This is a genomic window from Erwinia sp. AC075, from assembly GCF_979253995.1.
On the sequence record NZ_CEEDEU010000001.1, the window covers coordinates 65,035 to 89,595 of the forward strand.

At 56.0% G+C, this 24,561-nt stretch carries 24 protein-coding genes; 18 read left to right on the forward strand and 6 right to left on the reverse strand.

Annotated features, from left to right (window positions below; translation table 11 throughout):
* Nucleotides 1-4 precede the first annotated feature (4 nt).
* Complete coding sequence (pstB, locus tag AC0IXH_RS00240) at nt 5-778, forward strand: phosphate ABC transporter ATP-binding protein PstB (protein WP_013203372.1); 774 nt, start codon at nt 5-7, stop codon at nt 776-778.
* A gap of 50 nt (nt 779-828) precedes the next feature.
* Here pstB and purN read toward each other — a convergent pair whose 3' ends face one another.
* Nucleotides 829-1,467, reverse strand: a complete 639-nt coding sequence (gene purN, locus AC0IXH_RS00245; RefSeq protein ID WP_013203371.1) for a phosphoribosylglycinamide formyltransferase — start codon at nt 1,465-1,467, stop codon at nt 829-831.
* The gene (gene purM, locus AC0IXH_RS00250) at nt 1,464-2,504 is read right to left on the reverse strand and encodes a phosphoribosylformylglycinamidine cyclo-ligase (RefSeq protein WP_041692384.1); all 1,041 of its coding nucleotides are present in this window, start codon (nt 2,502-2,504) and stop codon (nt 1,464-1,466) included. Before purM ends, purN begins: the two co-directional genes overlap by 4 nt.
* 243 nt (nt 2,505-2,747) lie before the next feature.
* On the opposite strand from purM, the gene upp reads away from it, so the two are divergent.
* The 3 genes from upp to hda all read left to right on the forward strand — a co-directional run bounded on the left by upp (nt 2,748) and on the right by hda (nt 5,514).
* Nucleotides 2,748-3,374: a uracil phosphoribosyltransferase gene (gene upp, locus AC0IXH_RS00255; RefSeq protein WP_013203369.1), complete on the forward strand. Its 627-nt coding sequence runs from the start codon at nt 2,748-2,750 to the stop codon at nt 3,372-3,374.
* A gap of 67 nt (nt 3,375-3,441) precedes the next feature.
* Nucleotides 3,442-4,725, forward strand: coding sequence for a uracil permease (uraA, locus tag AC0IXH_RS00260; protein ID WP_151036794.1), 1,284 nt, complete (start codon nt 3,442-3,444; stop codon nt 4,723-4,725).
* Nucleotides 4,726-4,812: 87 nt separating this feature from the next.
* On the forward strand, nt 4,813-5,514 hold the full coding sequence (gene hda / locus AC0IXH_RS00265; protein WP_219845779.1) for a DnaA inactivator Hda: 702 nt from the start codon (nt 4,813-4,815) through the stop codon (nt 5,512-5,514).
* Between the two features lie 35 nt (nt 5,515-5,549).
* On the opposite strand, the gene bepA is transcribed toward hda, so the two are convergent.
* Nucleotides 5,550-7,010 carry a beta-barrel assembly-enhancing protease gene (gene bepA, locus AC0IXH_RS00270; protein ID WP_134822555.1) on the reverse strand — a complete coding sequence of 487 codons (1,461 nt, stop codon included), beginning with the start codon at nt 7,008-7,010 and terminating at the stop codon, nt 5,550-5,552.
* 823 nt (nt 7,011-7,833) lie between these two features.
* Between bepA and AC0IXH_RS00275 the strand changes: the two genes are divergently transcribed.
* From AC0IXH_RS00275 to AC0IXH_RS00315, 9 genes are all read left to right on the forward strand, one after another.
* Entirely contained in the window at nt 7,834-8,439 is a 606-nt protein-coding gene (locus AC0IXH_RS00275; RefSeq protein ID WP_013203365.1) for a DsrE family protein, read from the forward strand.
* A 181-nt stretch (nt 8,440-8,620) separates the two neighbouring features.
* Entirely contained in the window at nt 8,621-9,634 is a 1,014-nt protein-coding gene (locus AC0IXH_RS00280) for a LacI family DNA-binding transcriptional regulator (RefSeq protein WP_471719726.1), read from the forward strand.
* A 34-nt stretch (nt 9,635-9,668) separates the two neighbouring features.
* Complete coding sequence (locus AC0IXH_RS00285; RefSeq protein ID WP_471719727.1) at nt 9,669-10,688, forward strand: ABC transporter substrate-binding protein; 1,020 nt, start codon at nt 9,669-9,671, stop codon at nt 10,686-10,688.
* Nucleotides 10,688-11,566 (forward strand): ABC transporter permease, encoded by an 879-nt coding sequence (locus AC0IXH_RS00290; protein WP_471719728.1) that lies wholly within the window; start codon nt 10,688-10,690, stop codon nt 11,564-11,566. Before AC0IXH_RS00285 ends, AC0IXH_RS00290 begins: the two co-directional genes overlap by 1 nt.
* Nucleotides 11,566-12,387: an ABC transporter permease gene (locus AC0IXH_RS00295; protein WP_134822552.1), complete on the forward strand. Its 822-nt coding sequence runs from the start codon at nt 11,566-11,568 to the stop codon at nt 12,385-12,387. Before AC0IXH_RS00290 ends, AC0IXH_RS00295 begins: the two co-directional genes overlap by 1 nt.
* Nucleotides 12,387-13,367, forward strand: coding sequence for an ABC transporter ATP-binding protein (locus tag AC0IXH_RS00300; RefSeq protein WP_013203360.1), 981 nt, complete (start codon nt 12,387-12,389; stop codon nt 13,365-13,367). The genes AC0IXH_RS00295 and AC0IXH_RS00300 overlap by 1 nt, the downstream gene beginning before the upstream one ends.
* A gap of 23 nt (nt 13,368-13,390) precedes the next feature.
* Nucleotides 13,391-14,224 carry a phosphodiesterase gene (locus tag AC0IXH_RS00305; RefSeq protein ID WP_471719729.1) on the forward strand — a complete coding sequence of 278 codons (834 nt, stop codon included), beginning with the start codon at nt 13,391-13,393 and terminating at the stop codon, nt 14,222-14,224.
* 159 nt (nt 14,225-14,383) lie between these two features.
* Complete coding sequence (locus AC0IXH_RS00310; RefSeq protein WP_471719730.1) at nt 14,384-15,991, forward strand: sensor domain-containing diguanylate cyclase; 1,608 nt, start codon at nt 14,384-14,386, stop codon at nt 15,989-15,991.
* Nucleotides 15,992-16,096: 105 nt separating this feature from the next.
* Nucleotides 16,097-17,170: an AI-2E family transporter gene (locus tag AC0IXH_RS00315; protein WP_013203357.1), complete on the forward strand. Its 1,074-nt coding sequence runs from the start codon at nt 16,097-16,099 to the stop codon at nt 17,168-17,170.
* Nucleotides 17,171-17,272: 102 nt separating this feature from the next.
* Here AC0IXH_RS00315 and bcp read toward each other — a convergent pair whose 3' ends face one another.
* Both bcp and AC0IXH_RS00325 read right to left on the reverse strand, forming a co-directional pair.
* On the reverse strand, nt 17,273-17,740 hold the full coding sequence (gene bcp / locus AC0IXH_RS00320; protein ID WP_013203356.1) for a thioredoxin-dependent thiol peroxidase: 468 nt from the start codon (nt 17,738-17,740) through the stop codon (nt 17,273-17,275).
* On the reverse strand, nt 17,718-18,311 hold the full coding sequence (locus AC0IXH_RS00325) for a glycine cleavage system transcriptional repressor (protein WP_013203355.1): 594 nt from the start codon (nt 18,309-18,311) through the stop codon (nt 17,718-17,720). The genes bcp and AC0IXH_RS00325 overlap by 23 nt, the downstream gene beginning before the upstream one ends.
* 158 nt (nt 18,312-18,469) lie before the next feature.
* On the opposite strand from AC0IXH_RS00325, the gene dapA reads away from it, so the two are divergent.
* The 5 genes from dapA (at nt 18,470) to AC0IXH_RS00350 (ending at nt 24,322) form a co-directional block, all read left to right on the forward strand.
* Nucleotides 18,470-19,348, forward strand: a complete 879-nt coding sequence (gene dapA, locus AC0IXH_RS00330; protein ID WP_013203354.1) for a 4-hydroxy-tetrahydrodipicolinate synthase — start codon at nt 18,470-18,472, stop codon at nt 19,346-19,348.
* A 15-nt stretch (nt 19,349-19,363) separates the two neighbouring features.
* Nucleotides 19,364-20,398 (forward strand): outer membrane protein assembly factor BamC, encoded by a 1,035-nt coding sequence (gene bamC / locus AC0IXH_RS00335; RefSeq protein WP_013203353.1) that lies wholly within the window; start codon nt 19,364-19,366, stop codon nt 20,396-20,398.
* 129 nt (nt 20,399-20,527) lie between these two features.
* Nucleotides 20,528-21,241 (forward strand): phosphoribosylaminoimidazolesuccinocarboxamide synthase, encoded by a 714-nt coding sequence (gene purC / locus AC0IXH_RS00340; protein ID WP_013203352.1) that lies wholly within the window; start codon nt 20,528-20,530, stop codon nt 21,239-21,241.
* Nucleotides 21,242-21,413: 172 nt separating this feature from the next.
* Nucleotides 21,414-22,286 (forward strand): KPN_02809 family neutral zinc metallopeptidase, encoded by an 873-nt coding sequence (gene ypfJ, locus AC0IXH_RS00345; protein WP_013203351.1) that lies wholly within the window; start codon nt 21,414-21,416, stop codon nt 22,284-22,286.
* Nucleotides 22,287-22,288: 2 nt separating this feature from the next.
* Entirely contained in the window at nt 22,289-24,322 is a 2,034-nt protein-coding gene (locus AC0IXH_RS00350) for a tRNA(Met) cytidine acetyltransferase TmcA (protein WP_471719731.1), read from the forward strand.
* Nucleotides 24,323-24,368: 46 nt separating this feature from the next.
* Here the strand turns inward: AC0IXH_RS00350 and AC0IXH_RS00355 are convergent, their stop codons facing one another.
* Nucleotides 24,369-24,557, reverse strand: a complete 189-nt coding sequence (locus tag AC0IXH_RS00355) for a YpfN family protein (protein WP_013203349.1) — start codon at nt 24,555-24,557, stop codon at nt 24,369-24,371.
* Between the last annotated feature and the right edge of the window lie 4 nt (nt 24,558-24,561).

Sequence of the window (24,561 nt, forward strand, 5' to 3'; positions counted from 1 at the left end):
AAAAATGGTGAAGTCCGATTTGCTGGAAAGCACGCTTGAGCTGGAGAACCTGTCGCTGTGGTATGGCGAAAAGCAGGCGCTGAATGAAATCAACCTGCGGATCCCAAAAAATCGCATCACCGCGCTGATTGGCCCTTCCGGTTGCGGGAAATCGACGCTGTTACGCAGCCTGAACCGGATGAACGAACTGATTGATGGCTGCCGCACCGAAGGCGATATCCGGCTGAATCAGCAGTCGATCCTCGGCAGCAGTCAGGACTTATCCTCGCTACGTCGGCGCGTTGGCATGGTGTTCCAGCGGCCCAACCCGTTTCCGAAAACCATCTATGAAAACATCGTTTATGGCCTGCGCCTGCAGGGCGTTCGCGATCGGCGGGTGCTGGATGAAGCGGTTGAGCGGGCGTTGCGGGCGGCGGCGCTGTGGGGCGAAGTGAAGGATAACCTGTGGCAGAATGCGCTGACGCTGTCCAGCGGTCAGCAGCAACGGCTGGTGATCGCCCGTGCGATTGCGATTGAACCGGAAATTTTGCTGCTGGATGAACCGACCTCGGCGCTGGATCCGATTTCGACGCTGGTGATTGAAGAGCTGATGAGCAGCCTGAAGCAGCACTTCACGCTGATTCTGGTAACGCACAATATGCAGCAGGCCGCGAGGGTGTCAGATTACACCGCGTTTATGCATCAGGGGAGCGTGGTGGAGTTTGGCGAGACTGACGAACTGTTTACCACGCCGCGCCAGCGTCGCACGGAAGATTACATTACCGGCCGCTACGGCTAATAAAAAAGGGGGAGATCGACGATCTCCCCCTTAATATGCGCTACGACAAGCTAGTCGCCAGCATGCCCTTCTTCAGGCAGCTTTTCACCGTCCAGCCACGCCGCATCATCACGCATCGCCAGTCTGCCATCGACAAACCAACTGACCACCAGCGGATAAATAGCGTGCTCCTGATGCTGAACGCGGGCGTTCACATCCTCTTCGCTGTCTTCTGCAAACACCGGCACCTTCGCCTGAAGGATCACCGGGCCGCCGTCCAACTGCTCGGTAACGAAATGCACCGAGGTGCCGTGCTCTTCATCGCCATTTTCAATCGCCTGGCGGTGAGTGTGCAGACCCGGGTATTTCGGCAGCAGGGAAGGGTGGATGTTCAGCATGCGTCCGGCATAGTGCTGGACGAAGGCCGGGCTGAGGATCCGCATGTAACCGGCCAGCACCACTAAATCGGGCGCATAAGCATCGATTTCCAGCATCAGCTGGCGATCGAACGCTTCACGGTCAGCAAACTGGGAAGCGGCGAGCGCATGGGCCGGAACACCGGCCTCACGCGCGCGGGTCAGACCGTACGCGTCCGACTTGTTGCTGAACACGGCAGCGACGCTGCCGTGGATCTGGCCTTGCTGGCAGGCATCCAGGATTGCCTGAAGATTGCTTCCCTGGCCGGAAACCAGCACGACTAGCCGTTTCATGCGTTAATGACCACACGCTCTTCAGAATCGGACGCTTTGATCACGCCGATTTTCCAGGCTTTTTCGCCCGCGTCAGTCATCAGCTGTACCGCTTTATCAGCTTCGTCTGCGCTGAGGGCGATTAACATGCCCACGCCGCAGTTAAAGGTGCGGTACATCTCAAAGCGGCTGACGTTGCCCGCTTCCTGCATCCAGCCGAAGACGGCCGGCCACTGCCAGCTTGACTCTTCAATCACCGCCTGGGTGTTGTCTGGCAGCACGCGGGGGATATTTTCCCAGAAGCCGCCACCGGTCAGGTGAGCAATCGCGTGAACATCAACCTGTTCGATCAGGCTGAGGATGTTCTTCACATAGATGCGGGTAGGTTCCAGCAAATGATCGGCCAGCGACTTGCCTTCCAGCTGCGTCGTTTCCGGATTGGTGTTGCTGACTTCCAGAATTTTACGTACCAGCGAGTAGCCATTGGAGTGCGGGCCGCTGGAGCCGAGGGCAATCAGTACGTCGCCGTCCTGAACTTTGCTGCCATCGATGATTTCTGATTTTTCAACCACGCCAACGCAGAAGCCTGCCACGTCGTAATCTTCGCCGTGGTACATGCCCGGCATCTCTGCGGTTTCGCCGCCGACCAGCGCACAGCCAGACTGCGAGCAGCCTTCAGCAATGCCGGTGATCACGCTGGCTGCGGTGTCGACTTCCAGTTTGCCCGTGGCATAGTAATCCAGGAAGAACAGCGGCTCGGCGCCCTGAACCACCAAATCATTCACGCACATCGCGACCAGATCGATACCGATAGTATCGTGGCGTTTAAGGTCCATCGCCAGACGCAGCTTGGTGCCGACGCCGTCAGTGCCGGAAACCAGAATCGGCTCGCGGTATTTTTGCGGCAGCGCACAAAGGGCACCGAAACCGCCTAGTCCACCCATCACTTCCGGGCGACGAGTCTTTTTCACTACGCCTTTAATACGATCGACTAAAGCATTACCCGCGTCGATATCTACGCCGGCGTCTTTATAGCTGAGAGAGGTCTTATCGGTCACTGCGAAATCCCCACGCGGTTTGCGGTTGGTGGTATGGAAAATAAAGCGCGGCAATTCTAACAGCGCAGGCAAACGTTTGCGAGTGCCATCTTCAGACGCGTTGCGGATAACTGGATTTTAGCTAATTATTGACGGGTAGGGACGGTTTAATCAAAAGTTGCACTAAGTCATATGGCGTGGAGCGTAAATGGCGCTATAATCTCGCGATTTTTTTTTGCAGCTTAACACTCCGGGAGTACAACAATGAAGATCGTGGAAGTCAAACACCCGCTGGTCAAACATAAACTGGGTCTGATGCGTGAGCATGACGTAAGCACCAAACGTTTTCGTGAACTCGCCTCAGAAGTGGGAAGTCTGCTGACTTACGAAGCCACCTCTGATTTAGCCACCGAAACGGTGACCATTGAAGGCTGGAATGGTCCGGTAGAAATCGAGCAAATCAAAGGTAAGAAGATCACCGTTGTGCCGATCCTGCGTGCGGGACTGGGCATGATGGAAGGCGTACTCGAGCACGTGCCAAGCGCGCGCATCAGCGTTGTCGGTGTTTACCGCGATGAAGAGACGCTGGAGCCGGTCCCGTATTTCCAGAAGCTGGTTTCCAATATCGAAGAGCGCATGGCGCTGGTGGTGGATCCAATGCTGGCTACCGGTGGGTCAATGATTGCCACCATCGACCTGCTGAAAAAAGCCGGTTGTACCAGCATTAAAGTGCTGGTGCTGGTCGCCGCACCGGAAGGCATTGCCGCGCTGGAAAAAGCGCACCCGGATGTTGAGCTGTACACCGCGTCTATCGATCAGGGTCTGAATGAGAAAGGGTATATCATTCCGGGCCTCGGTGACGCAGGCGATAAGATCTTCGGCACCAAATAAGCCGTCATCAACGAGACAAGCCGACCGCAGAGTCGGCTTTTTAATGGGTAAAACAAGGGGTAATACTATGACACGTCGTGCAATTGGCGTCAGCGAGCGGCCACCGCTGCTGCAAACCATCCCACTCAGCTTCCAGCACCTGTTTGCGATGTTTGGCGCCACCGTGCTGGTGCCAATCCTGTTCCATATCAATCCGGCCACGGTATTGCTGTTTAACGGCGTCGGCACCTTGCTCTATCTCTTTATCTGTAAGGGCAAAATCCCGGCTTACCTCGGTTCAAGCTTTGCCTTTATTTCTCCGGTGTTACTGCTGTTGCCGCTCGGGTATGAAGTGGCGCTCGGCGGCTTTATTCTCTGCGGCGTGCTGTTCTGCCTGGTGGCGTTGATTGTCAAAAAAGCTGGCACCGGCTGGCTGGACGTGATGTTCCCACCGGCGGCAATGGGCGCGATTGTGGCGGTTATCGGGCTGGAACTGGCGGGCGTGGCGGCGAAAATGGCCGGACTGCTGCCCGCTGACGGCGCTTCCGTTGACAGCAAAACCATTATCATCTCGATGGTGACGCTGGGCGTAACGGTGTTTGGCTCGGTGCTGTTCCGCGGCTTTCTGGCGATTATCCCGATCCTGATTGGGGTGATTGCCGGTTATGCGCTCTCTTCGGCGATGGGCATTGTCGACTGGTCTTCGGTAGAAGCTGCGCACTGGTTCGCGCTGCCCACCTTCTATACGCCGCGTTTCGAATGGTATGCGATGTTAACTATCCTGCCGGCCGCGCTGGTGGTGATTGCCGAGCATGTCGGTCATCTGGTGGTCACCGCCAACATCGTGAAAAAGGACCTGTTGAAAGATCCGGGTCTGCATCGCTCGATGTTTGCCAACGGCATTTCTACGGTCATCTCCGGCTTCTTTGGATCCACGCCCAACACCACCTACGGTGAAAATATTGGCGTAATGGCCATCACCCGCGTCTACAGCACCTGGGTGATTGGCGGCGCGGCCATTCTGGCGATCCTGCTGTCCTGCGTCGGTAAACTGGCCGCGGTGATCCAGGCGGTACCGGTGCCGGTGATGGGCGGCGTATCACTGCTGTTATACGGCGTGATTGGCGCTTCCGGTATTCGCGTGCTGATTGAGTCGAAGGTTGACTATAACAAGGCGCAGAACCTGATCCTGACCTCGGTAATCCTGATTATCGGCGTGAGCGGCGCAACGGTGCATATCGGTGCGGCGGAGCTGAAAGGCATGGCGCTGGCCACCATCATCGGCATTCTGCTGAGCCTGATCTTCAAGGCGATCGGCCTGATCCGCCCTGAAGAAGTGGTGCTCGATCCGCAGGATCGCGATCGCCTGTAAGCGACGGCAATCCGGCCTGCGTTTATTAACAGAAGAAAGTTGTGATAAACTCCAGCCGGATTTTGCCCGATCAACACTGAGGTGCTTCTGAACACACCGGCACAGCTGTCTTTGCCCTTGTATTTGCCCGATGACGAAACCTTCGCCAGCTTCTGGCCGGGGGAAAACCCGTCGCTGATTGCCGCGCTGCAAAGTGCGCTGCAACAGGAGCACGGCAGCTATTTTTATTTCTGGTCGCGTGAAGGGGGAGGTCGCAGCCATTTGCTGCATGCCGCCTGCGCCGAGCTCTCCGCCCGTGGCGAGGCCGTCGGCTATGTGCCGCTGGATAAGCGCACCTGGTTTGTGCCGGAAGTGCTGGATGGCATGGAGCAGCTGCCGCTGATTTGCATCGACAATATTGAATGCATTGCCGGGGATGAACCCTGGGAAATGGCGATTTTCGATCTCTATAACCGCATTCTGGAAACCGGCCGCACCCGCTTACTGATCACCGCCGATCGTCCTCCCCGCCAGTTAAACCTCAAGTTAGCCGATTTAGCTTCCCGCCTCGACTGGGGGCAGATTTATCGCCTGCAGCCGTTATCCGATGAGGATAAGTTACAGGCGCTGCAGCTGCGGGCCAGACTGCGAGGTTTTGAACTACCGGAAGACGTGGGCCGTTTTCTGCTGAAAAGGCTGGATCGTGAGATGCGCACGCTGTTTGAAACGCTGGATAAGCTGGACCGCGCTTCAATCAGTGCCCAGCGTAAGCTGACCATTCCTTTTGTGAAAGAAGCGCTCGGTCTGTAGTTCGGCAACGGGCCACTGCATCAGCCCGCTCTGGATCACGATCGCATATAAGGCTTGAACCGCTGCTGTAACTGACGCAGCTGATCGATTCTCGCATCATATCTTGCCTGCTTCAGGCTACCCAACGGCACCGAGGCACTGGCACTGCTCAAACTTCTGATCGCCTGATCGAGCTGGCCGTTCAGCGCCAAACTCTCCGCTCTGGCCGCTTGCTCTTCGTCGGTTAATCCCTGATCGGCACTGGCCTGCGCCAGTAAATCCCAGCCGTTCGGATCGTCTTTGTGCGCCCAGGTATAGCGATTGAGAATCTTGCTGGCTTCGGCGGGTTGCTTCGCTTCGACATAGGCATTCGCCAGGTTGAGCTGAACCACCGCGCTGGCACTGACGCCTTTCGCGGCCAGCAGCATCGAGATTGCCTGCTGCGGCTGATTAAGCCCGATATCAATATCGCTCATAATATCCAGATACCAGACGTTGTCCGGCTGCTTTGCCAGTAACGGCGCAATGATCTTTTTGGCATTGGCGAAGCTTTTGGCCTGTAAAAACTGCACGGCTTTTCCGTACTGTCCCGCCGCCTGCTCCCGCGTGTTGCCTTTATTCAGCGTATCCAGCAGGTCATCGGTCAGCTGGTTTTGTCCGGTGGAGTACATGCCCAGCGCGCGAACTTTCGCCATGTAATAGTCCTGCGAAGACTGCACCACCACCGGCTTCATCTGGTTGGCGCGGTTGCGGGCATCCGACAGGCGGCTATCCGGTAAAGGGTGCGTTAACAGGATCTCCGGCGGCTTGGAGGAGAAGCGGGACTGATCGGCCAGTTTTTGCAGGAAGTTCGGCATTGCTTCCGGATCAAAGCCCGAACGCTGCAACACCTGAATGCCGATGCGATCGGCTTCCTGCTCGTTTTGCTGGGTAAAGCTGATCACCCCTTGCTGCGCGCCCGCCAGCGTACCGCTTAACGCCGCCATCCCCGCCTGCGGGCTGGCCATGGCCAGCAGGATTGAGCCCAGCGCACCCACCCAGGTCAGCGGGGCATTGCGCTGCTGCTCTTCCATCGCGCGCGCCAGGTGTCGTTGGGTGACGTGCGAGATTTCGTGCGCCATCACCGAGGCCAGCTGGCTTTCATTGTCGGTATAGCGGAAGAGGGCAGAATGCAGCACCACATTGCCGCCAAAGAAGGCGAAGGCGTTAATTTCATCATTGCGGATAAGGAAGAAGTGGAACGGCGTTTTTACCGACCAGGCGTGAGCGACCAGCCGTTGGCCTAACTGATTGATGTAGTCGTTTAACAGCGGATCGTTGATCAACGGCGCGCTGCCACGCAGCTGGCGCACATAGAAGTCACCCATCTGCATTTCCTGGCCGATGGAAAGCGTATTGCCTGCCGTGGTGCCAATGTCCGGCAGATTGTCGCTGACGTCCGCTTTCAACGGCAGTGAAGCGGCCGAAAGAGAAAAGATGAGTGAGGCCAGAGCACACTGCTTCAATCTACTGATCATGCGGAATCCCATTCTGATGACGTCTTCTTTCGACCGACAGTCTGACCAAATGTTCTGGCAGCCGTGGGCAATCGTTGCACTTTTCGCAGGGTATCTTAATCACTAGTCAGTCGGAAGGGAACGGTTGCAACAGACGGTTACTGAATGATTTTCTGCAAAACGGCCATTATTGCCGTAAAAAATTGACTATCTCATCGCTAACCCCAATTACGCGGCTTAACGTACTTTGGTCTGAAAAGAACAGGCAGCGCCTGATATTTCTGCTTTTACTGCGTCCCCGATCACAAATAAATTTTACCAATCGGCGAATCGTAACCGCGCCTTTCTTAAAGTTAGGTAAATTTATTCAATTAATCTGATGATGGCATGGAATTTGATTAGGTTTAGTCCTAAAAATACTCCTATTGAATCGGGGAGTGAACGATGTGTTTATTAGCATAGTTACTTTATTTGGACTGATATCAGAAATTAAACAGAGCCAATAATTAATTTATTTTTTAACCAACAGTACCATTAATAACTTAAGTTAAATTTTAATTATGGATGTTAACCATGACGATAAAAAATACACTCTATTTAATGGGCTGAGCACTGGCTGGATCTTTACGCAACCTGTTGTAATCAGTAACTTTAAATATTTTTTTGATATTGCATAATATCAATGATTTCATCGCTAAACTAATTGCGCTCTTATGCTTTTTTCAGCCGCAAGCAATTCGTCAAAGCTATGGTATAGATCCTGTTATCGCCGCAGTTGGCGACACTCTACAGCCTTTTTATCCGTGAGCCATCTGACTCGTTGCCCTGTTGCGGAGAGCATCCTATGCGTCCTGTCGTATCCTATTTAGTCATCGCTGTTGTAGCCGGTTTTGTCGGCGCCAGTTTTTCAAAGGCCCCCGATATTGCCGATAAAATCAGTGCCCGTTTTGGCACCCCGGCTGCCGATCCCGCAGGTTTCTGGTCAACTCCAACCATTGAGGGTTACGGCAAAATTCATTACGAATCAGACGTGGCGTATAAACCGGCTGTGGGTGAGAGTAATAAAATCGTTTTCCAGATCACCAAAGCGGAAAATGGCCCCAACGATCCTAATCTCGGCCTGGAGCGCGTTGCCAGGGTTGTGAATCTGTATGTCGCTTCTGGCGTGCCGGTCGACCAGCTGAAGTTCGTGGTTTCTGTCACCGGTGATGGCACCCCGGCGATGTTAAATAACGAACAGTATAAAAAAATGTTTGGTATGGATAATCCTAACCTGAAGCTCATCAGCCAGCTGCGGGCCAAAGGAGTGGATGTCTCGGTCTGCGATCAGTCTGTCGCCTTCCACCATTTCCAGCATGACTGGATCGATAAATCCGTTACCCATGCGCTGTCCAGCCCGACCACGGTTTCAACCCTGGAAAACCAGGGCTACGCCTTCCTCGCGATGTAATTCTGCCGTCCCTGCGATAACGCGGGCCGCTGGCCCGCAAATCCGGACTCAGGCTTCTGCCGCCTTTCGTTGATCACCTTCCCTGAGCCGCTGCACGGCCCTTTCTGCGATCATTTTTCTGTCATAAATCGTTGTTAACTTGCCTGCCATGAGATCGATCTCATGGTGAAAAGGTGAGCGAATGACGGATTTATTGCGGGTAGCAAAACTGGCGGGCGTTTCACGCGCTACGGCAGCACGGGCTTTCTCTTCGCCTGAGCTGGTGCGTGAAGAGACCCGGCTGAAAGTATTTGCTGCGTCAGATGCGCTTGGCTTCCGGCCAAATCTTATTGCCCGCCAGCTCCGCACCCAATCTTCCCGCACGCTGGGGGTGTTGTTGCCTTCGTTAAGTAACCCCGTTTTTGCTGAACAGCTGCAGGCGATGGAAGTGGCTGCTCAGCAAAGAGGCTACGGGCTGCTGATTGCCACCAGTGATTATCAGCCGCAGCGCGAAGCGGACATCGTGGAAAATATGCTCCGCCAGCGCGTTGATGGGCTGGTGCTGACCGTCGCCGATGCCGACAGCAGCCAGGTTCTCGCCAACCTTCAGCGGGAAGATGTGCCGGTGGTCTTGGTCCACAACGCGCCGCAAAAAATCACGCTGCCGTCGGTGTGTGTTGATAACCGCCAGGCCATGCGTCAGGCCACCGGGCACCTGCTTGGCCTCGGGCATCGCCACATCGGCATGATTGCCGGGCCAATCCTGCAATCTGACCGCGCGCTTCAGCGTTATCAGGGCTACTGCGATGCGATGAACGCCGCCGGTCTGACGCCCGCCGCGGTGCTGGAAATGCCCAGCCATACCCGTTCAGACCTGCAGACGCTGCAACCCGCCTTACAGGGCCATCAGGCGATGACCGCGCTGCTCTGCACTAACGATCTGCTGGCCATAAGCGTGATCGGCGAGCTGCTTCGTGCGGGCTATCGCGTGCCGCAGCAAATTTCAATTATTGGCTTCGACGGAATCGATCTCGGGCGGCTGGTTTATCCGTCGCTCAGTTCCGTGGTGCAACCTTTACAGAATATGGGAACGCAGGCGATTACCCATCTGCTGGCATTAATTGCCGGTCAGCGTCCGGATCCTGTTGCGCCGCTACCGGTGCAACTGCGGTTGGGTGAAAGCATCGCGCCGCCGCCAGTTCTGCCTTTGCCTTAACCTTTTTTTATTACACCAACATCCGGGAAAACTTATGTTACAGCGTAAACAGTTCAGCAAGATTGCCGTCGCCGCGCTGCTGGCGGGGAGTGCAATGGTCAGCCAGCTGGCGTCAGCAGCCGATGCCATTTGTTATAACTGCCCGCCAGAATGGGCTGACTGGGGCACGCAGTTAAAAGCGATTGCCACCGATACCGGCATCAACGTGCCGCAGGACAATAAAAACTCCGGTCAGGCGCTGGCACAGATGGTGGCGGAAAAAGCCAACCCGGTGGCCGATGTGGCCTATCTGGGCGTCACCTTTGGTATTCAGGCGGCAAAGTCGGGCGTGGTGGAGACGTATAAACCCGCCGGATGGAATGCGATCCCGGCTGGCATGAAGGATCCTGACGGGAAGTGGGTCGCGCTGCACTCTGGCACCATGGGCTTTATGGTCAATGTCGATGCCTTAGGCGGCTTGCCGGTGCCGCAATCCTGGAATGACCTGTTGAAGCCGGAATATAAAGGCATGATTGGCTTCCTCGACCCTTCCAGCGCGTTCGTCGGTTACGTGGGCGCGGTCGCCGCGAACCTGGCAATGGGCGGCACCCTGCAGGACTTCGGACCTGGCCTGGCGTACTTTAAAAAACTGTCAGCCAATAAGCCGATTGTGCCGAAGCAAACCGCCTATGCGCGTCTGCTGTCCGGCGAAATCCCAATCCTGCTGGATTATGACTTCAATGCCTATCGCGCGAAATACACCGACCATGCCAACGTCGCCTTTGTGATCCCGAAAGAGGGGACCGTTACCGTGCCGTACGTCATCAGCCTGGTAAAAAACGCGCCACACGCGGATAACGGCAAAAAGGTGATTGATTACGTGCTGTCCGACAAAGGGCAGGCGATTTGGGCCAATGCTTATCTGCGCCCGGTCCGGCCGGAAGCGATGTCGGCTGAGGCGAAGAAACGCTTCCTGCCTGACAGTGATTATGCCCGCGCCAAAACCGTCGATTATCAGCAGATGGCTGACGCGCAAAAAGCCTTTTCCGCGCGTTATCTGAGTGAGATCCAGTAATGTCTGCGCCATTAGTCAGCAGCGGTTCGCGTCCCCATGTCGGGGCGCGCGCCACGCCATTTCTCCGCCGGATAAAGGTGCAGTGGATGCTGGTTCCCGCCCTGTTGTTTTTTGCGGCGTTCTGGCTGCTGCCTTTCGCCACTCTGATCATGATGGGCACCGAAGCCGATAACAGCACCGGTGTGAATGCGTACTGGACCATTCTGACGCAGCCGCAATACCTGCGCAGCCTCGGGGTGACGGTGCTGCTGTCGCTGTTGGTTTCCCTGTTGGCGGTAGCGATTTGTGCCATCGTCGGCTGTTTTCTGGCGCGTCACCGCTTTGCCGGGCGCTCGCTGTTGCTGGCGGTGTTAACTTTCCCGCTGGCTTTTCCAGGCGTGGTGGTGGGCTTTCTGGTGGTGATGCTGGCGGGACGCCAGGGGCTGATTGCGCAATTTAGCCTGACGTTGTCCGGCGAACGCTGGATGTTTGCCTATTCGCTGGCGGGGCTGTTCGTGGGCTATCTCTATTTCTCCATCCCTCGCGTGGTGATGACGCTGGTCGCCGCCTGCGAAAAACTCGATCCGTCGCTGGAGGAGGCAGCGCGATCCCTTGGTGCCAGCCAGTGGCGAGTGGTGTGGGATGTGATTGTGCCGGGGATCTCGCCGGCACTGTTTTCCAGCGGCGCCATCTGCTTTGCCACCAGTATGGGCGCTTTTGGCACCGCGTTTACTCTTGGCACCGACCTGAAGGTTTTGCCGCTGACGATTTACGGTGAGTTCACCAATTACGCCAATTTTGCCACGGCGGCCGCATTATCCGTGGCGATGGGCGGTGTCGCCTGGCTGGCGTTGATTCTGGCGCGCTGGCTGGCCGGTGAACATAAGGAGATGGCGTAATGAAACGCACCGGACTGTTCTGGTTACAGCTGATTTTCACGCTCAGCCTGTGTCTGTTTATGGTGGTACCCATCGTCCTTTCGCTGCTGGCAGGGGTGACGGAGAACTATTTTATCGGGCTGAAAAGCGGGCTGACGCTGCGCTGGGTTGCCCAGGTTTGGGAGCTGTACGCCGGCACGATCGGGCTGTCGCTACTGATCGCCGTCAGCTGCCTCGGGTGCGTGTTGGTATTAGGCGTGCCAGCCGCATGGGGATTATTGAAAACCCCCTCACGTTGGGCCAGCCGCATTGAAGAGTTTCTGTTGCTGCCGGTGGCATTACCCGGACTGGCCACGGCGCTCGGCCTGATTGTCATCTATGGCGGCTTCCACGGTTTACGCAGCAGCTGGCTGTTTATTTTGATCGGCCATGTGCTGTTCACTCTGCCCTTTATGGTGCGTCCGGTCCTGTCGGTGATGCGCGCCAGCCAGCTGCTACAACTGGAAGAAGCGGCCGCCAGCCTGGGCGCCGGTTTCTGGCGTCGGTTCTTTACCGTCATCGTACCGAACTGCCGTAACGGCATTCTTGCCGGGGCATTTATGGTGCTGACGCTGTCGATAGGTGAATTTAATATCACCTGGATGCTGCACACGCCGCTGACGAAAACGCTGCCGGTGGGTCTGGCGGACAGCTATGCCTCAATGCGTCTGGAAGTGGGCTCGGCCTATACCCTGATTTTCCTCGCGATTATTTTGCCGCTGTTGCTGGCGCTGAGCTGGGTCACCCAGTTTGCTCAGCGCCGGGCAGATGCGCGAGCGTTACCCGTTAAGGAAACCGTCTGATGGCAGACTCCCTGAGTATTCATTTACGTCACTGTTCACGTACTTTTGCCGGCGGTTCAGTGGCATTGCACCCGTTGGATCTCGACATTGTGGCTGGCGAAACGCTGGTGCTGCTGGGGCCGTCTGGCTGCGGGAAAACCACCACGCTGCGCATCATCAGCGGCCTGGAAACGCCAGACGCTGGCGGTGAAGTCTGGTTTGGCGATCGTAACGTCACCCACTTGCCGATTGAGAAGCGCAATGTCGGCATGGTGTTCCAGAACTATGCGCTGTTCCCCAATTTAAACGTTGCGGATAACGTCGGCTACGGCCTGCGTATTCAGGGTGTGCCCAAAGCGGAACGGCAGGAAAGGGTGGATGAGATGCTGGCGATGGTCGATCTGTTGCCCTTTGCTCATCGCCCGGTGCAGGCGCTTTCCGGTGGGCAAAAGCAGCGCGTGTCGCTGGCCCGCGCATTGGCAGCCCGGCCAAAGGTTCTGTTGTTTGATGAGCCGCTGGCGGCGCTTGACGTGAAGCTTCGTGAGCGCCTGCGTGAGGATATCGGCCATCTGCTGAGAACGCTGGCCATCACTGCCGTCTATGTCACGCACGATCAGCAGGAAGCGATGGCGTTGGGCGACCGGATTGCGGTGCTTGAGCGTGGACGGATCGCGCAGATCGACACGCCGCGTGCCATTTATCAGCAGCCTGCCACCCGGTTTGTCGCTGATTTTGTCGGTGCCATCAACTGCATTCAGCCAGCCGGATACGGCACGCCGGCCCGTTTCTGCCGGCCTGAAGATATTCAGCTTGGTCAGCCGGATGCCGGTCTGCGTCAGGGCCGTATCGTCGAACAACTGTTTCTCGGTGCCAGCCAGCGCTTGCTGATTGATATCGGCAGCGAAAAACCGATTCAGGTCGAACGTTCTGCCCGTGAGGTCTGGCAGACCGGTCAGAGGGTAGGATTGATCATCACCGACGAACGGGTGATGCATTTTTAATTCGGGATTAAGGGATCGTTATTTTGACTCAGCAAGCGGTGTTACTGGCCCAGATCAGTGATTTACACATTAAAGCCCAGGGCAAATTGTCCTACCGCAAAGTGGATACCCTTGGTGCATTACGCCAGGTGATTGCCCGACTGAATGCGCTGTTGCCACGCCCTGATGCGGTGGTGATTACCGGCGATCTGGTCGACTTTGGCCACGAAGAAGAGTATCTGACGCTGAAGGAAGCGTTATCCCACCTTGAATTGCCGTACTGGCTGATGGCGGGCAATCACGACGATCGTCAGATGATGCGAAAAATCTTTGCCGACCAAACGCATCTTTTTCAGCACCACGAATTCATTCAGTGGGAAGGCGAATGCGGGCCGTTACGCCTGCTGGCACTGGATTCCACCGTGCCACAGCAACCGCAAGGGGAACTCTGCGAAGAACGTCTGGGCTGGCTGTCTGACAGGCTAAAGGAACAACCGCTGCGGCCGACAATAGTGATGCTGCACCATCCACCGTTTATCAGTGGGATTGACCATATGGATCGCCAGTGGCTGCGTAATCCCCAGCCGTTAGCTGCGGTGATCAAGGGCCATCCGCAGGTGGAAAGGGTGCTGTGCGGGCATCTTCATCGCAGTATGCAGGTCAGGTTTGCCGGTACGCTGGCGTGCAGCGCGCCAGGTGTATCCCATCAGGTGGCGTTTGATTTGCAAACCGACGGCCCGGCCAACTTCTGCCTGGAGCCCGCCGGTTATTTACTGCACCGCTGGACGCCGGAGCAGGGGGTGGTCACCCATCAGTGCGTCGTCGGGCAATTTGATGGCCCTTATCCCTTCTATGATGCCAACGGGCTTATCGATTAAACCAAATTATTATTGGTATAAAGGGCGTCAGAATATTCCCAAAACGAACGAGAGGTGTACAATTGGCGTGTGCTTTACCAGGGCATAACACGCACTTATCAAATGCGCACATAAAATAATAAGGCGCTACATTATGAAACGTCTCACCGAGGTGAGTCCATGTTGAGGCTAAGTCGCCCCAAGACGGACTTACGCACGCTTATTACATTATTAGCCGTGGCCAGCATCGTGATTACACTGGCCAACTCACTGTACGCCACCTGGCGAGTACAGCGTGAAGTGCTGATCAATAATACGCTCGAATCCAACCGCGTTTACGCCACGAAACTGGCCTCCACCACTGAAATGTTTTTTCAGCTGGCGCAGTCACAGCTGGCGTTCAGTGCCAAAGTGCTGGGCGACGGTATGGATAACGATGCGGCGTTGCAAAGTGAGGTCGATCGCCTGCGCGAACAGACCAACAGCTTTAACTCGGTGGTGATTGTCGACGCCAATGGCTGGGTGAAAGCGATTTCGCCCGAGTCTTTGATGCTGAAAGGCATGCATCTCACTACCAGCAGCACCACGCAAGCACTGACTGAGCGCAAACCGCTGATCGGCAAACCGAGCATTTCGGCGGCCAACAACCTGATGGTGTTTGTCTCTTATCCTGTCTGGTCAAAAACCGGCAGCTATCTGGGCTTTGTCGGCGGCACGATTTACCTGAAGAAAAAAAGCATTCTCAATGAATTGCTCGGCGAGCAGTTCTACCGCGATGGTTCGTCACTGTATGTGGTTGATGGCGAGAACCGGGTGCTCTACCACCAGAACGCCAAACTGATTGGGCAGAAAATTGCCCCGCTGATCGCGGACGATGTCCGGGAGAAGAACAGCAACGGCTACCAGCAGATCCCGAAAGCCAGCGGCGAACCGATGCTGGCAGGTTACGCCACGGTCTCCACGCCGGGCTGGACCATCGTCGCGCTTAAACCGACGCAGACCACCCTTGAACCGCTGAACAGCCTGTTGATGAAGGTGCTGCAGCATTCGGTTCCCTTCGCGCTACTGACCCTGATTTGTGCCTGGATCCTTGCGCGCCTGATTGCGTTACCGCTATGGCAACTGGCCCGTAAGGCCAGCCAGATGGACGCGCCAGGCGTGTCGAAAGAGATTAACGGCATCCGCTCCTGGTATTATGAATCGTCGCAAATCAAACGCGCGATGCTGGCCGGGATTGGTTTGTTGCAGGATAAAATCGGCCGGCTGAAGTTCGAAGTGCAGACCGATCCAATGACCGAACTGCTTAACCGTCGCGGCCTGAACGCGGTGCTGGAATATTTCCTCGCGACCCGTCAGCCGTTTGCCGTGCTGGCGGTGGACATCGATCACTTTAAGCGGGTGAACGATACCTGGGGTCATGATGTGGGCGATAACGTGATTAAAAGCGTCGCCGATCAGCTGGGTAATAGCTCCCGACAGACCGACGTTGTCTGCCGTAACGGCGGGGAAGAGTTTCTGATGATCATGCCTGGCGCCGATCGTGATGTGGCGATGGCGATTGCCGAGCGCGTCAGAAGAAAGATTGAGCAGCTGGAATTACCGACCGTTGGGCATATTTCGATTTCGATTGGCGTGGCGTTCTGGTCACCGGATGAAATCTCGATGGAGCGGGTGTTCAAGCAGGCTGATGATGCGCTTTATCAGGCGAAAAATGCCGGACGTAACCGTGTCATCGCCAGCCAGCCAGAACCGCAGCTTGAGATGCACCCGCAACGTCACAGCGGCTAATCCTCACCCGTCCGGCCTGGCATCCCGCCACGCCGGACAGCCACGCGACAGAGCCTCACCCTTCAGGTAGACTGTTTCCCCCCTTAGTACGCAAGGACGTTTCACATGCTGGACCTCTTAATTCAGTGGTATCGCCGCCGCTTCAGCGATCCACAGGCTATCGCCTTGCTGGCCATCCTGATCGCCGCCTTTTGTATTCTGTTTTTCTTTAACGGCCTGCTGGCCCCGCTGCTGGTGGCGTTAGTGGTGGCGTATCTGCTGGAGTGGCCAACGGTGCGCCTCGAACGCCTGGGCTGTTCCCGTACCTGGGCGACCGCCATCATCCTGATTATCTTTGCCTCTTTATTAATGGTGTTAGTGCTGGTGGTCGCGCCCGTTGCCTGGCAACAGGGGATTAACCTGGCGCATGAACTGCCGACCATGCTTAACGGCCTGTATCACTATGCCACCCGCTTACCGGAGCGCTTCCCAACGCTGATGGACGTGGGCATCGTCGATATCGTGGTGGAGAACCTGCGCAGCCGCCTGAGCGGCATGGGCGACCAGCTGGTGAAGTACTCGCTGGCTTCGCTGGTGGGCATTATGACCCTGGCGATTTATCTGGTGCTGGTGCCGCTGATGGTGTTCTTCCTGCTGAAGGACAAAGATCAGATGCTGGCGGCCATCAGCCGCGTTCTGCCGCGCAACCGTGGCCTGGCCGGTCAGGTGTGGGCAGAGATGAACCAGCAGGTCTCCAACTACATTCGCGGCAAAGTGCTGGAGATGGTGGTGGTCGGTATCGCCACCTGGATTGGCTTCCTCGCGATCGGCATGAACTATGCGCTGCTGCTGGCGGTGTTGGTTGGCTTCTCGGTGCTGATCCCGTATGTCGGCGCGCTGGCGGTGACCATTCCGGTCATCGGCGTGGGCCTGGCACAATGGGGCCTCGGCGGCGACTTCTGGACGATGATTATCGTCTATCTGATTATTCAGGGGCTGGACGGCAATATTCTGGTGCCGGTGCTGTTCTCAGAAGCGGTCAATCTGCATCCGCTGGTGATCATTCTGTCGGTGGTGATATTTGGCGGGCTGTGGGGATTCTGGGGGGTGTTCTTCGCCATTCCGCTGGCCACGCTGATCAAAGCGGTGGTGCATGCCTGGCCTGATGAGCTGAACGTCGAGCCGAAAAAACGCACATAGCGGGATAAGAAAAGGGCAGAAGCGGCGCTGTGCCTTAATCTTCGGCGACAAACCGGAGATTAAGGGGCACTCTCTTCTGCCCTTTTTATGTTGCGCCTGGGATCAGGCGCTCTTCAGGTAGTCCATCACGATGTCGTGGTGAGTGGCGGTTTTGAAGTCATCAAACACATGCTCAACCTTGCCATCGGTGCCAATCAGGAAGCTGATCCGGTGGATGCCATCATAGGTTTTGCCCATGAACGTCTTCTCACCCCAGATGCCAAACTGTTCGCAGACCTGATGGTCTTCATCGGAAAGCAGCGTAAAGTTCAGCAGCTCTTTCTCAACAAATCGCGACAGTTTCTCTGGCTTATCGGTGCTGATCCCTAACACATCAACACCGGCTTTTTTCAGCTCATCCATGCTGTCACGCAGACCGCAAGCCTGAACGGTGCAACCTGGCGTCATCGCTTTCGGGTAGAAATACACCAGAACGCGCTGTCCCTGGAAGTCGGTCAAATTTACTTGTTCGCCATCCTGATCGGGCAAGCTAAATTTCGGTGCGGTATCACCGGCTTTCAGTGGATTCATCACTACTCTCCATTTTTTCATCATGCTGTGGGTACTGGACGACGTTAATAGTGCCTTGCGCCTGCAGTTCTGTACATAGCCTGTTGAATGCCTGCTCAATAAATGAGGCATCCTGGCTTGCGGGGCTGTGAGCGGTAATTTGAATATAGAGTAAAGGCGGCTGATTTTCTTGCGCGGGCTGCGTGCGGGACACCAGCTCGGCGATGTTCATCTGATGGGAATCAAACAGATCGGTGAAGCGCTCAATAATATGCGGTGAATCCTTTACTTCCACCTGAACCCAGACCGTGGCGGGCATGGGCGGCCGTTCGCGGAAGGTGGTGCGCTTCATCACGATCAGCAGCTCCAGCTCCGCGCCTTTTAGCGGCAGGGTGGATTCAATCAGCGTAATCGCGTTCCAACTGCCGGAAAGCAGCATGATAAAGCTGAATTCCTCACCCAGCATGGCCAGACGGCTATCTTCAATGTTGCAACCGCAGCTGCTGACGTGGCGGGTGATGGTGTTAACGATCCCCGGGCGGTCAACCCCCAGTGCGGTGATAACCAGATGATGTTGCTGTGACTGCGGCAAAATGATGCTTCCTGTCCGTCATGATGATTAGCAATTGTGATAACTCTAAGGTAAACATAAAAAATACCCTATGCCAAGTGGCCTGGGGGGCTTGTCTGCTTGCTTTTAGAGTGCCGTAAACCGTACCATGAAGGACTTGTTTGTGGAGGGGATGGCTAATGTTCACGGGAAGTATTGTTGCACTCGTCACGCCGATGGATGACAAAGGGTTTGTCTGCCGTGCGAGTTTGAAAAAACTGATTGATTATCATGTTGCCAGCGGAACCGCGGCAATTGTCTCAGTAGGGACTACCGGTGAATCCGCCACATTAAGCCATGACGAACATGGTGACGTGGTGATGATGACGCTGGAACTGGCCGACGGCCGCATTCCGGTGATCGCCGGAACCGGCGCTAACGCCACCGCTGAAGGGATTGCTCTGACCAAACGCTTTGAAAAAAGCGGCGTGGTAGGCTGCCTGACCGTGACGCCATACTACAACCGTCCCACTCAGGAAGGGCTGTATCAGCACTTCAAAGCCATTGCTGAAAGCACCGATTTGCCGCAAATGCTGTATAACGTCCCGTCACGTACGGGTTGCGATATGCTGCCAGAAACGGTAGGTCGCCTGGCGAAAATAAAAAATATTATCGGAATCAAAGAGGCTACCGGGAACTTATCGCGGGTTAGTCAGATCCAAGAGCTGGTTGATGAAGATTTCATCCTGGTAAGTGGCGACGATGCAACTTCCCTCGACTTCATGCAGCTTGGCGGACAGGGCGTAATCTCTGTAACGGCAAACATTGCCGCGCGTGAAATGGCAGAATTGTGCAAACTGGCCAGCCAGGGCAATTTTACCGAAGCGCGACGCCTTAATCAGCGCCTGATGCATCTGCATCAGAAGCTATTCATTGAGCCTAATCCTGTCCCGGTTAAATGGGCTGCTAAGCAGTTAGGATTAATTGCAACCGACACGCTGCGTCTGCCGATGACGCCGATGACTGATGCCGGTCGTCCGGTTGTTGAGCAGGCACTGAAAAGCGCAGGTCTGCTGTAAATTTAGGGAGTTTTAATGGCTTATTCAGTACAAAAGTCCACGGTAGCAAAAGTGGTAGGGCTTTCTTTGGTGATGCTGCTGGCAGCATGTTCCAGCGACCAGCGTTACAAGCGTCAGGTCAGCGGCGATGAATCTTATCTGAAAGCGGCTGATGTAAGCGATCTGCACGCCCCGGCAGGGATGGTGATGCCGTTGCAGAATGGCGATTTCGACATTCCTTCCGCCAGCACCACCGGCGCGATTGGCAAGCAGCTGGACATCCGTCCACCGGCTCAGCCACTGGCGTTGATGAACGGCACCCGGACGCAGTTTGCCGGTAATTCTGGCGTCCTGTTACTGGACAGCGCGCGTACCGGTTCACTGTGGCCGCAGGTTGTCGATGTGGTGCAGGCGAAGAATTACCCGATTGCCAGCCGGACTGATGCCACCCAGACGCTGACCACCGATTGGGTGCAGTGGAACCGTGCTGATGAAGATCATCAGTATCGTGGCCGCTACCAGATCAGCGTGCAGCAGCAGGGTTATCAGCAGGCATTGTCGGTCAAACTGCTGGAACTGCAGCAGGAAGGCAAAGGCGTGAACTCACCGGTCCAGCTGCAGCGCTACACCGCGCAGATGCTGAACGAGCTGAGCAGCGGTCTGGATAAAAACGAAACCTCACGTGAAAACGCGGCAGCTAAACGCAGTTCCGCGCAGATTGACGTGCAGAGCGGCGCAGATGATACCGGCTTGCCGGATCTGATTGTTCGCGCACCGTTCAACACCGTGTGGGAACGTCTGCCAGCAGCCCTGCAACGCGCAGGCTGGAAAGTCACCGATACTAACCGTTCTCAGGGCAGCCTGAACGTGACTTACAAAACGCTGGGCAGTGATGAGTGGGACGCGCTGGGCGCGAAAGATCCGGGTCTGACCAACGGCGATTATAAGCTGCAGGTCGGCGATCTGGATAACCGCAGCAGCCTGCAGTTCCTCGATCCTAAAGGCCATACGTTGACCCAGTCGCAAAACGACGCACTGGTTGCCGTATTTAACGCAGCCTTTAGCAAGTAAACCCTAAGGCCGGATCTCTCCGGCCTTTTTTATTCCTCTGTACGTAAACGATTGCTTCGATTTTTTCGCCACAGAGAATAAACTAGCGACAGCACAATTTTTCCCGTTCTATTTTTGGAGTTTAAGAAGATGCAAAAGCAAGCTGAGTTGTATCGCGGCAAAGCGAAAACCGTTTACAGCACCGAAAACCCGGATCTGTTGGTACTCGAATTCCGCAACGATACGTCAGCACTGGACGGTGAACGTATCGAACAGTTTGATCGCAAAGGAATGATTAACAATAAGTTTAACCATTTCATCATGACTAAACTGCAGGAAGCCGGTATCCCAACGCAGATGGAAGCGCTGCTGTCTGATAACGAAGCGCTGGTCAAAAAGCTGGATATGGTCCCGGTAGAGTGCGTGATGCGTAACCGTGCCGCTGGCTCGCTGGTGAAGCGTCTGGGCGTGGAAGAGGGAATGATCCTCAACCCACCGCTGTTTGACCTGTTCCTGAAGGATGATGCCAAGCACGATCCGATGGTTAACGAATCCTACTGCGAAACCTTTGGTTGGGTGAACAAAGAGAATCTGGCCCGTATGCGTGAGCTGACCTACAAAGCGAACGAAGTACTGAGCAAGCTGTTCTCCGATGCTGGCCTGATCCTGGTGGACTTCAAGCTGGAGTTTGGCCTGTTCAAGGGTGAAGTGGTGCTGGGCGATGAGTTCTCGCCGGACGGCGCGCGCCTGTGGGATAAAGACACCCTGAACAAAATGGACAAAGACCGTTACCGTCAGAGTCTGGGCGGCCTGATTGAAGCCTATGAAGAAGTCGCCACCCGTCTGGGTGTGAAGCTCGACTAAGATTTGTGGCTGCGGCGCTCATACCGCAGCCTTTCTTTTCCCTCGCATTGCCCGTATTCTCCCCGTCTGATTAACTCAAATCGCAGGTTACGCCCGGTTAGCTGGTGTTACCTGAGACACACGTCTAAAATCAATCTAACAGCCGTGAAATGGACATAACGAGAGGTAAGGTATGCGTTGGCAAGGGCGCCGCGAGAGCGACAATGTGGACGATCGCCGTGATGATTCTGGTTCGTCGCCATCAATGGGGGCGGGAAGAATGCGCATTCCCCGGGGCAAAGGCGGCATCATTCTGCTGATTGTGGTGGTGATCGCCAGCTACTATGGCTATGACCTTAGCCCGTTGCTGACCGGTGAAAGCAGCAGCGTTTCTCAGCCAGCCCCGCAACGCCAGAGCAGCATCAAGCCGCAGCAGGATGAAGCGGCCAAATTTACCTCAGTGATCCTTGCCACCACGGAAGATACCTGGCAGCAGCTTTTTCAGAAAATGGGTAAAACCTATACGCCACCCAAACTGGTGATGTATCGCGGGGCCACCCGCACAGGTTGTGGTACCGGTCAGTCAGTGATGGGGCCTTTTTACTGCCCGGCTGATACCACGGTTTACATTGACCTGTCGTTTTACGATGAAATGAAAAACAAGCTGGGGGCGGACGGAGATTTCGCCCAGGGATATGTTATTGCTCATGAAGTGGGTCACCACGTACAGAGATTGTTGGGCATTGAGCAAAAAGTCCGCCAGATGCAGCAGGGTGCAAGCCAGACTCAGGCTAATCAGCTTTCGGTGAAAATGGAGTTACAGGCGGACTGCTTTGCTGGCGTGTGGGGTTACTACATGCAAAAGCAAAATATCCTTGAACCTGGCGATTTGCAGGAAGCGCTTAACGCCGCTGAAGCGATCGGTGACGATCGTCTGCAACAGCGTGGTCAGGGTCGGGTAGTACCGGACAGCTTTACCCATGGGACGTCAGAGCAGCGTTACAGCTGGTTCAAAAAAGGGTTTGATAGCGGTAATCCGGGCCAGTGCGACACCTTTAGTCGCTGATTATGGCCGGGGTTAACGACACACTACGCCATAGCGAACATCTCAGGCAGCAAGGGCTGCGGCAAATCCTGGTGATCAGCGGCGACGATAGCTGGTGCCAGCATCAGGCCGAGCAGTGGATGGCCTGGTTACCGGGCGACTGGATGTGGCTGGGCGATGCACCCCACAGTCCGCTGAACTGCGCGCCGGCGGCGGCAAGAACCCTGCTGGGGCGCGAGTTTCTGCACGCGGTGTTTGATGCCCGCAGCGGTTTTCATGCCGAAGCGCTGGCCGCACTTTCCGGCACGCTAAAAGCAGGCAGCTGGCTGCTGATGCTGGTGCCCGACTGGTCGCGTTGGGCCACCTTACCAGACACCGATTCATTGCGCTGGAGCGAACAGGCTTCGGCCATTCCTTCCTGTAATTTTATCCGTCGTTTTCAGCAACTGGTTGAGCAGGACGACAGCATTGCGCTGCTCCAGCAGCATCAGCCATTCACCTTACCGTCTCTGCCCACATCGCCTGCCTGGCGGCCTGATGATACGTCACAGCAGCAGGCAGTGCTAGATGCGTTGCTGGCCAGCGAGCCCGGTATCTCTGTGATTGTCGCACCGCGCGGCAGAGGAAAGTCTGCGCTGGCCGGGCTGCTGGCGGCACGCTGGCCAGGGCGTTGCCTGATAACCGCACCGGCCAAAGTGGCCACCGATGTGCTGGCAGAATTCGCCGGCGACGCTTTTGAGTTTATCGCACCGGACCGGCTGCTGGCTCTCAGCCCTGAACAGCGGCCGCAGCCGATCGACTGGCTGCTGGTGGACGAAGCCGCAGCCTTACCGGCGCCGATCCTGCGGCAGCTGGTGGCGCTGTATCCCCGCGTGTTGCTGACCTCGACCTTGCAGGGTTACGAAGGCACCGGTCGCGGCTTTATGCTGAAATTCTGTGCCAGCCTGCCGCAGGTGACGCTGCGTAAACTGGATCAGCCGCTGCGCTGGTCAGCCGATGATCCGCTGGAGCGCTTTATTAATCAGGCGCTGCTGATTGCGGAAGCGGAGCCAGAGCAAAGCACGCTGCCGCTGCAATTTTCGTTCCCTGAGCAATCCGCTTGGCTGACTCAGCCGCAACAATTGTCCGCCATGTATCAGCTGCTGGCGAGCGCCCACTACCGTACTTCGCCGCTGGATTTGCGGCGGATGATGGATGCGCCAGGCATGCATTTCAGCCTGGCATCGCAGGGCAATACCGTGCAGGGGGCGATGCTACTGGTTGATGAAGGTGGTTTGACAGCCGCTCTGTCCGAGGCGGTCTGGGCCGGCTTTCGGCGTCCCCGGGGAAATCTGGTGGCGCAGTCTCTAGCCGCTCATGGTGGCTGGCCCGCAGCCGCCCAGCTTCGTTCCCGGCGTATCAGTCGGATTGCCATTGCACCTGAACGGCGGCGCCAGGGCATCGGCCGTCAAATGGTGGAACGGAGCAGGGAAGATGCCGACGGGCTGGATTATTTGTCGGTCAGCTTTGGGTATACCGCAGAGCTTTGGGCCTTCTGGCAATCCTGCGGCTTTAAGCTGATGCGGCTGGGCAGCCAGCGTGAAGCCAGCAGCGGCTGTTTTACGGCGATGGCGATCCTGCCATTAAGTGAACCGGCTGAACAGCTGCAGGCCTGTGCCGAAAAACGGCTTCAACGCGACTGGCCGTGGTTACAGCGACTTGTTCCCGGCATCGCACTGCAACTGCCTGAGGCGGACGATTGGCAGCTGAATGAAGAAGACTGGCGCGAGCTGGCAGGCTTTGCCTGGGGCCACCGTCCGTTTGAAGCCAGCTTTGGCGCGCTGGGGCGGCTGGTCAGCCAGTGCCAGAGCGATCTGCCGTTGCTTAACGGGGCGATGGTGGGGGAGAAGTCGGCAGCGGAACTCAATCAGCACTTTGGCCTGTCTGGCCGCAAGGCACTGCTGGCCGGTTGGCGACAGGAGACGCAAAGAGCGTTAACGGGCCTGGATGCCGCAGCCAGCGAACGCTGGCAGAGCCTGATGCACGCCATCAGCGCGTCATCGAAATCAGGAAAGTGAGCGGGTAGAACGGGAAGGGTAAAGCAGGGGCCGAGGCCCCTGCGACTTATTTCTTTTTCGGCAGGTCGTCGTCGTCATCCCACTTATCGTTAAAATCCCGATGCGGTGGCAAATCCGGTTTGTTCGCCATATATTTTTTCGGATCGATGCGCTTCAGATCTTTATAGACGTTCATCAGCACGCCTACCATCAGCACAATCACCAACAGCCACCAATACTCTTTCAGCCATTCCATATTC

Bases quoted from the DNA above. Each gene is read 5' to 3' on its own strand.
- pstB (WP_013203372.1), top strand. From the start codon at position 5: ATGGTGAAGTCCGATTTGCTGGAAAGCACGCTTGAGCTGGAGAACCTG.
- purN (WP_013203371.1), bottom strand. From the start codon at position 1,467: ATGAAACGGCTAGTCGTGCTGGTTTCCGGCCAGGGAAGCAATCTTCAG.
- upp (WP_013203369.1), top strand. From the start codon at position 2,748: ATGAAGATCGTGGAAGTCAAACACCCGCTGGTCAAACATAAACTGGGT.
- uraA (WP_151036794.1), top strand. From the start codon at position 3,442: ATGACACGTCGTGCAATTGGCGTCAGCGAGCGGCCACCGCTGCTGCAA.
- bepA (WP_134822555.1), bottom strand. From the start codon at position 7,010: ATGATCAGTAGATTGAAGCAGTGTGCTCTGGCCTCACTCATCTTTTCT.
- AC0IXH_RS00275 (WP_013203365.1), top strand. From the start codon at position 7,834: ATGCGTCCTGTCGTATCCTATTTAGTCATCGCTGTTGTAGCCGGTTTT.
- AC0IXH_RS00280 (WP_471719726.1), top strand. From the start codon at position 8,621: ATGACGGATTTATTGCGGGTAGCAAAACTGGCGGGCGTTTCACGCGCT.
- AC0IXH_RS00285 (WP_471719727.1), top strand. From the start codon at position 9,669: ATGTTACAGCGTAAACAGTTCAGCAAGATTGCCGTCGCCGCGCTGCTG.
- AC0IXH_RS00290 (WP_471719728.1), top strand. From the start codon at position 10,688: ATGTCTGCGCCATTAGTCAGCAGCGGTTCGCGTCCCCATGTCGGGGCG.
- AC0IXH_RS00295 (WP_134822552.1), top strand. From the start codon at position 11,566: ATGAAACGCACCGGACTGTTCTGGTTACAGCTGATTTTCACGCTCAGC.
- AC0IXH_RS00300 (WP_013203360.1), top strand. From the start codon at position 12,387: ATGGCAGACTCCCTGAGTATTCATTTACGTCACTGTTCACGTACTTTT.
- AC0IXH_RS00310 (WP_471719730.1), top strand. From the start codon at position 14,384: ATGTTGAGGCTAAGTCGCCCCAAGACGGACTTACGCACGCTTATTACA.
- AC0IXH_RS00315 (WP_013203357.1), top strand. From the start codon at position 16,097: ATGCTGGACCTCTTAATTCAGTGGTATCGCCGCCGCTTCAGCGATCCA.
- bcp (WP_013203356.1), bottom strand. From the start codon at position 17,740: ATGAATCCACTGAAAGCCGGTGATACCGCACCGAAATTTAGCTTGCCC.
- dapA (WP_013203354.1), top strand. From the start codon at position 18,470: ATGTTCACGGGAAGTATTGTTGCACTCGTCACGCCGATGGATGACAAA.
- bamC (WP_013203353.1), top strand. From the start codon at position 19,364: ATGGCTTATTCAGTACAAAAGTCCACGGTAGCAAAAGTGGTAGGGCTT.
- purC (WP_013203352.1), top strand. From the start codon at position 20,528: ATGCAAAAGCAAGCTGAGTTGTATCGCGGCAAAGCGAAAACCGTTTAC.
- ypfJ (WP_013203351.1), top strand. From the start codon at position 21,414: ATGCGTTGGCAAGGGCGCCGCGAGAGCGACAATGTGGACGATCGCCGT.
- AC0IXH_RS00350 (WP_471719731.1), top strand. From the start codon at position 22,289: ATGGCCGGGGTTAACGACACACTACGCCATAGCGAACATCTCAGGCAG.
- AC0IXH_RS00355 (WP_013203349.1), bottom strand. From the start codon at position 24,557: ATGGAATGGCTGAAAGAGTATTGGTGGCTGTTGGTGATTGTGCTGATG.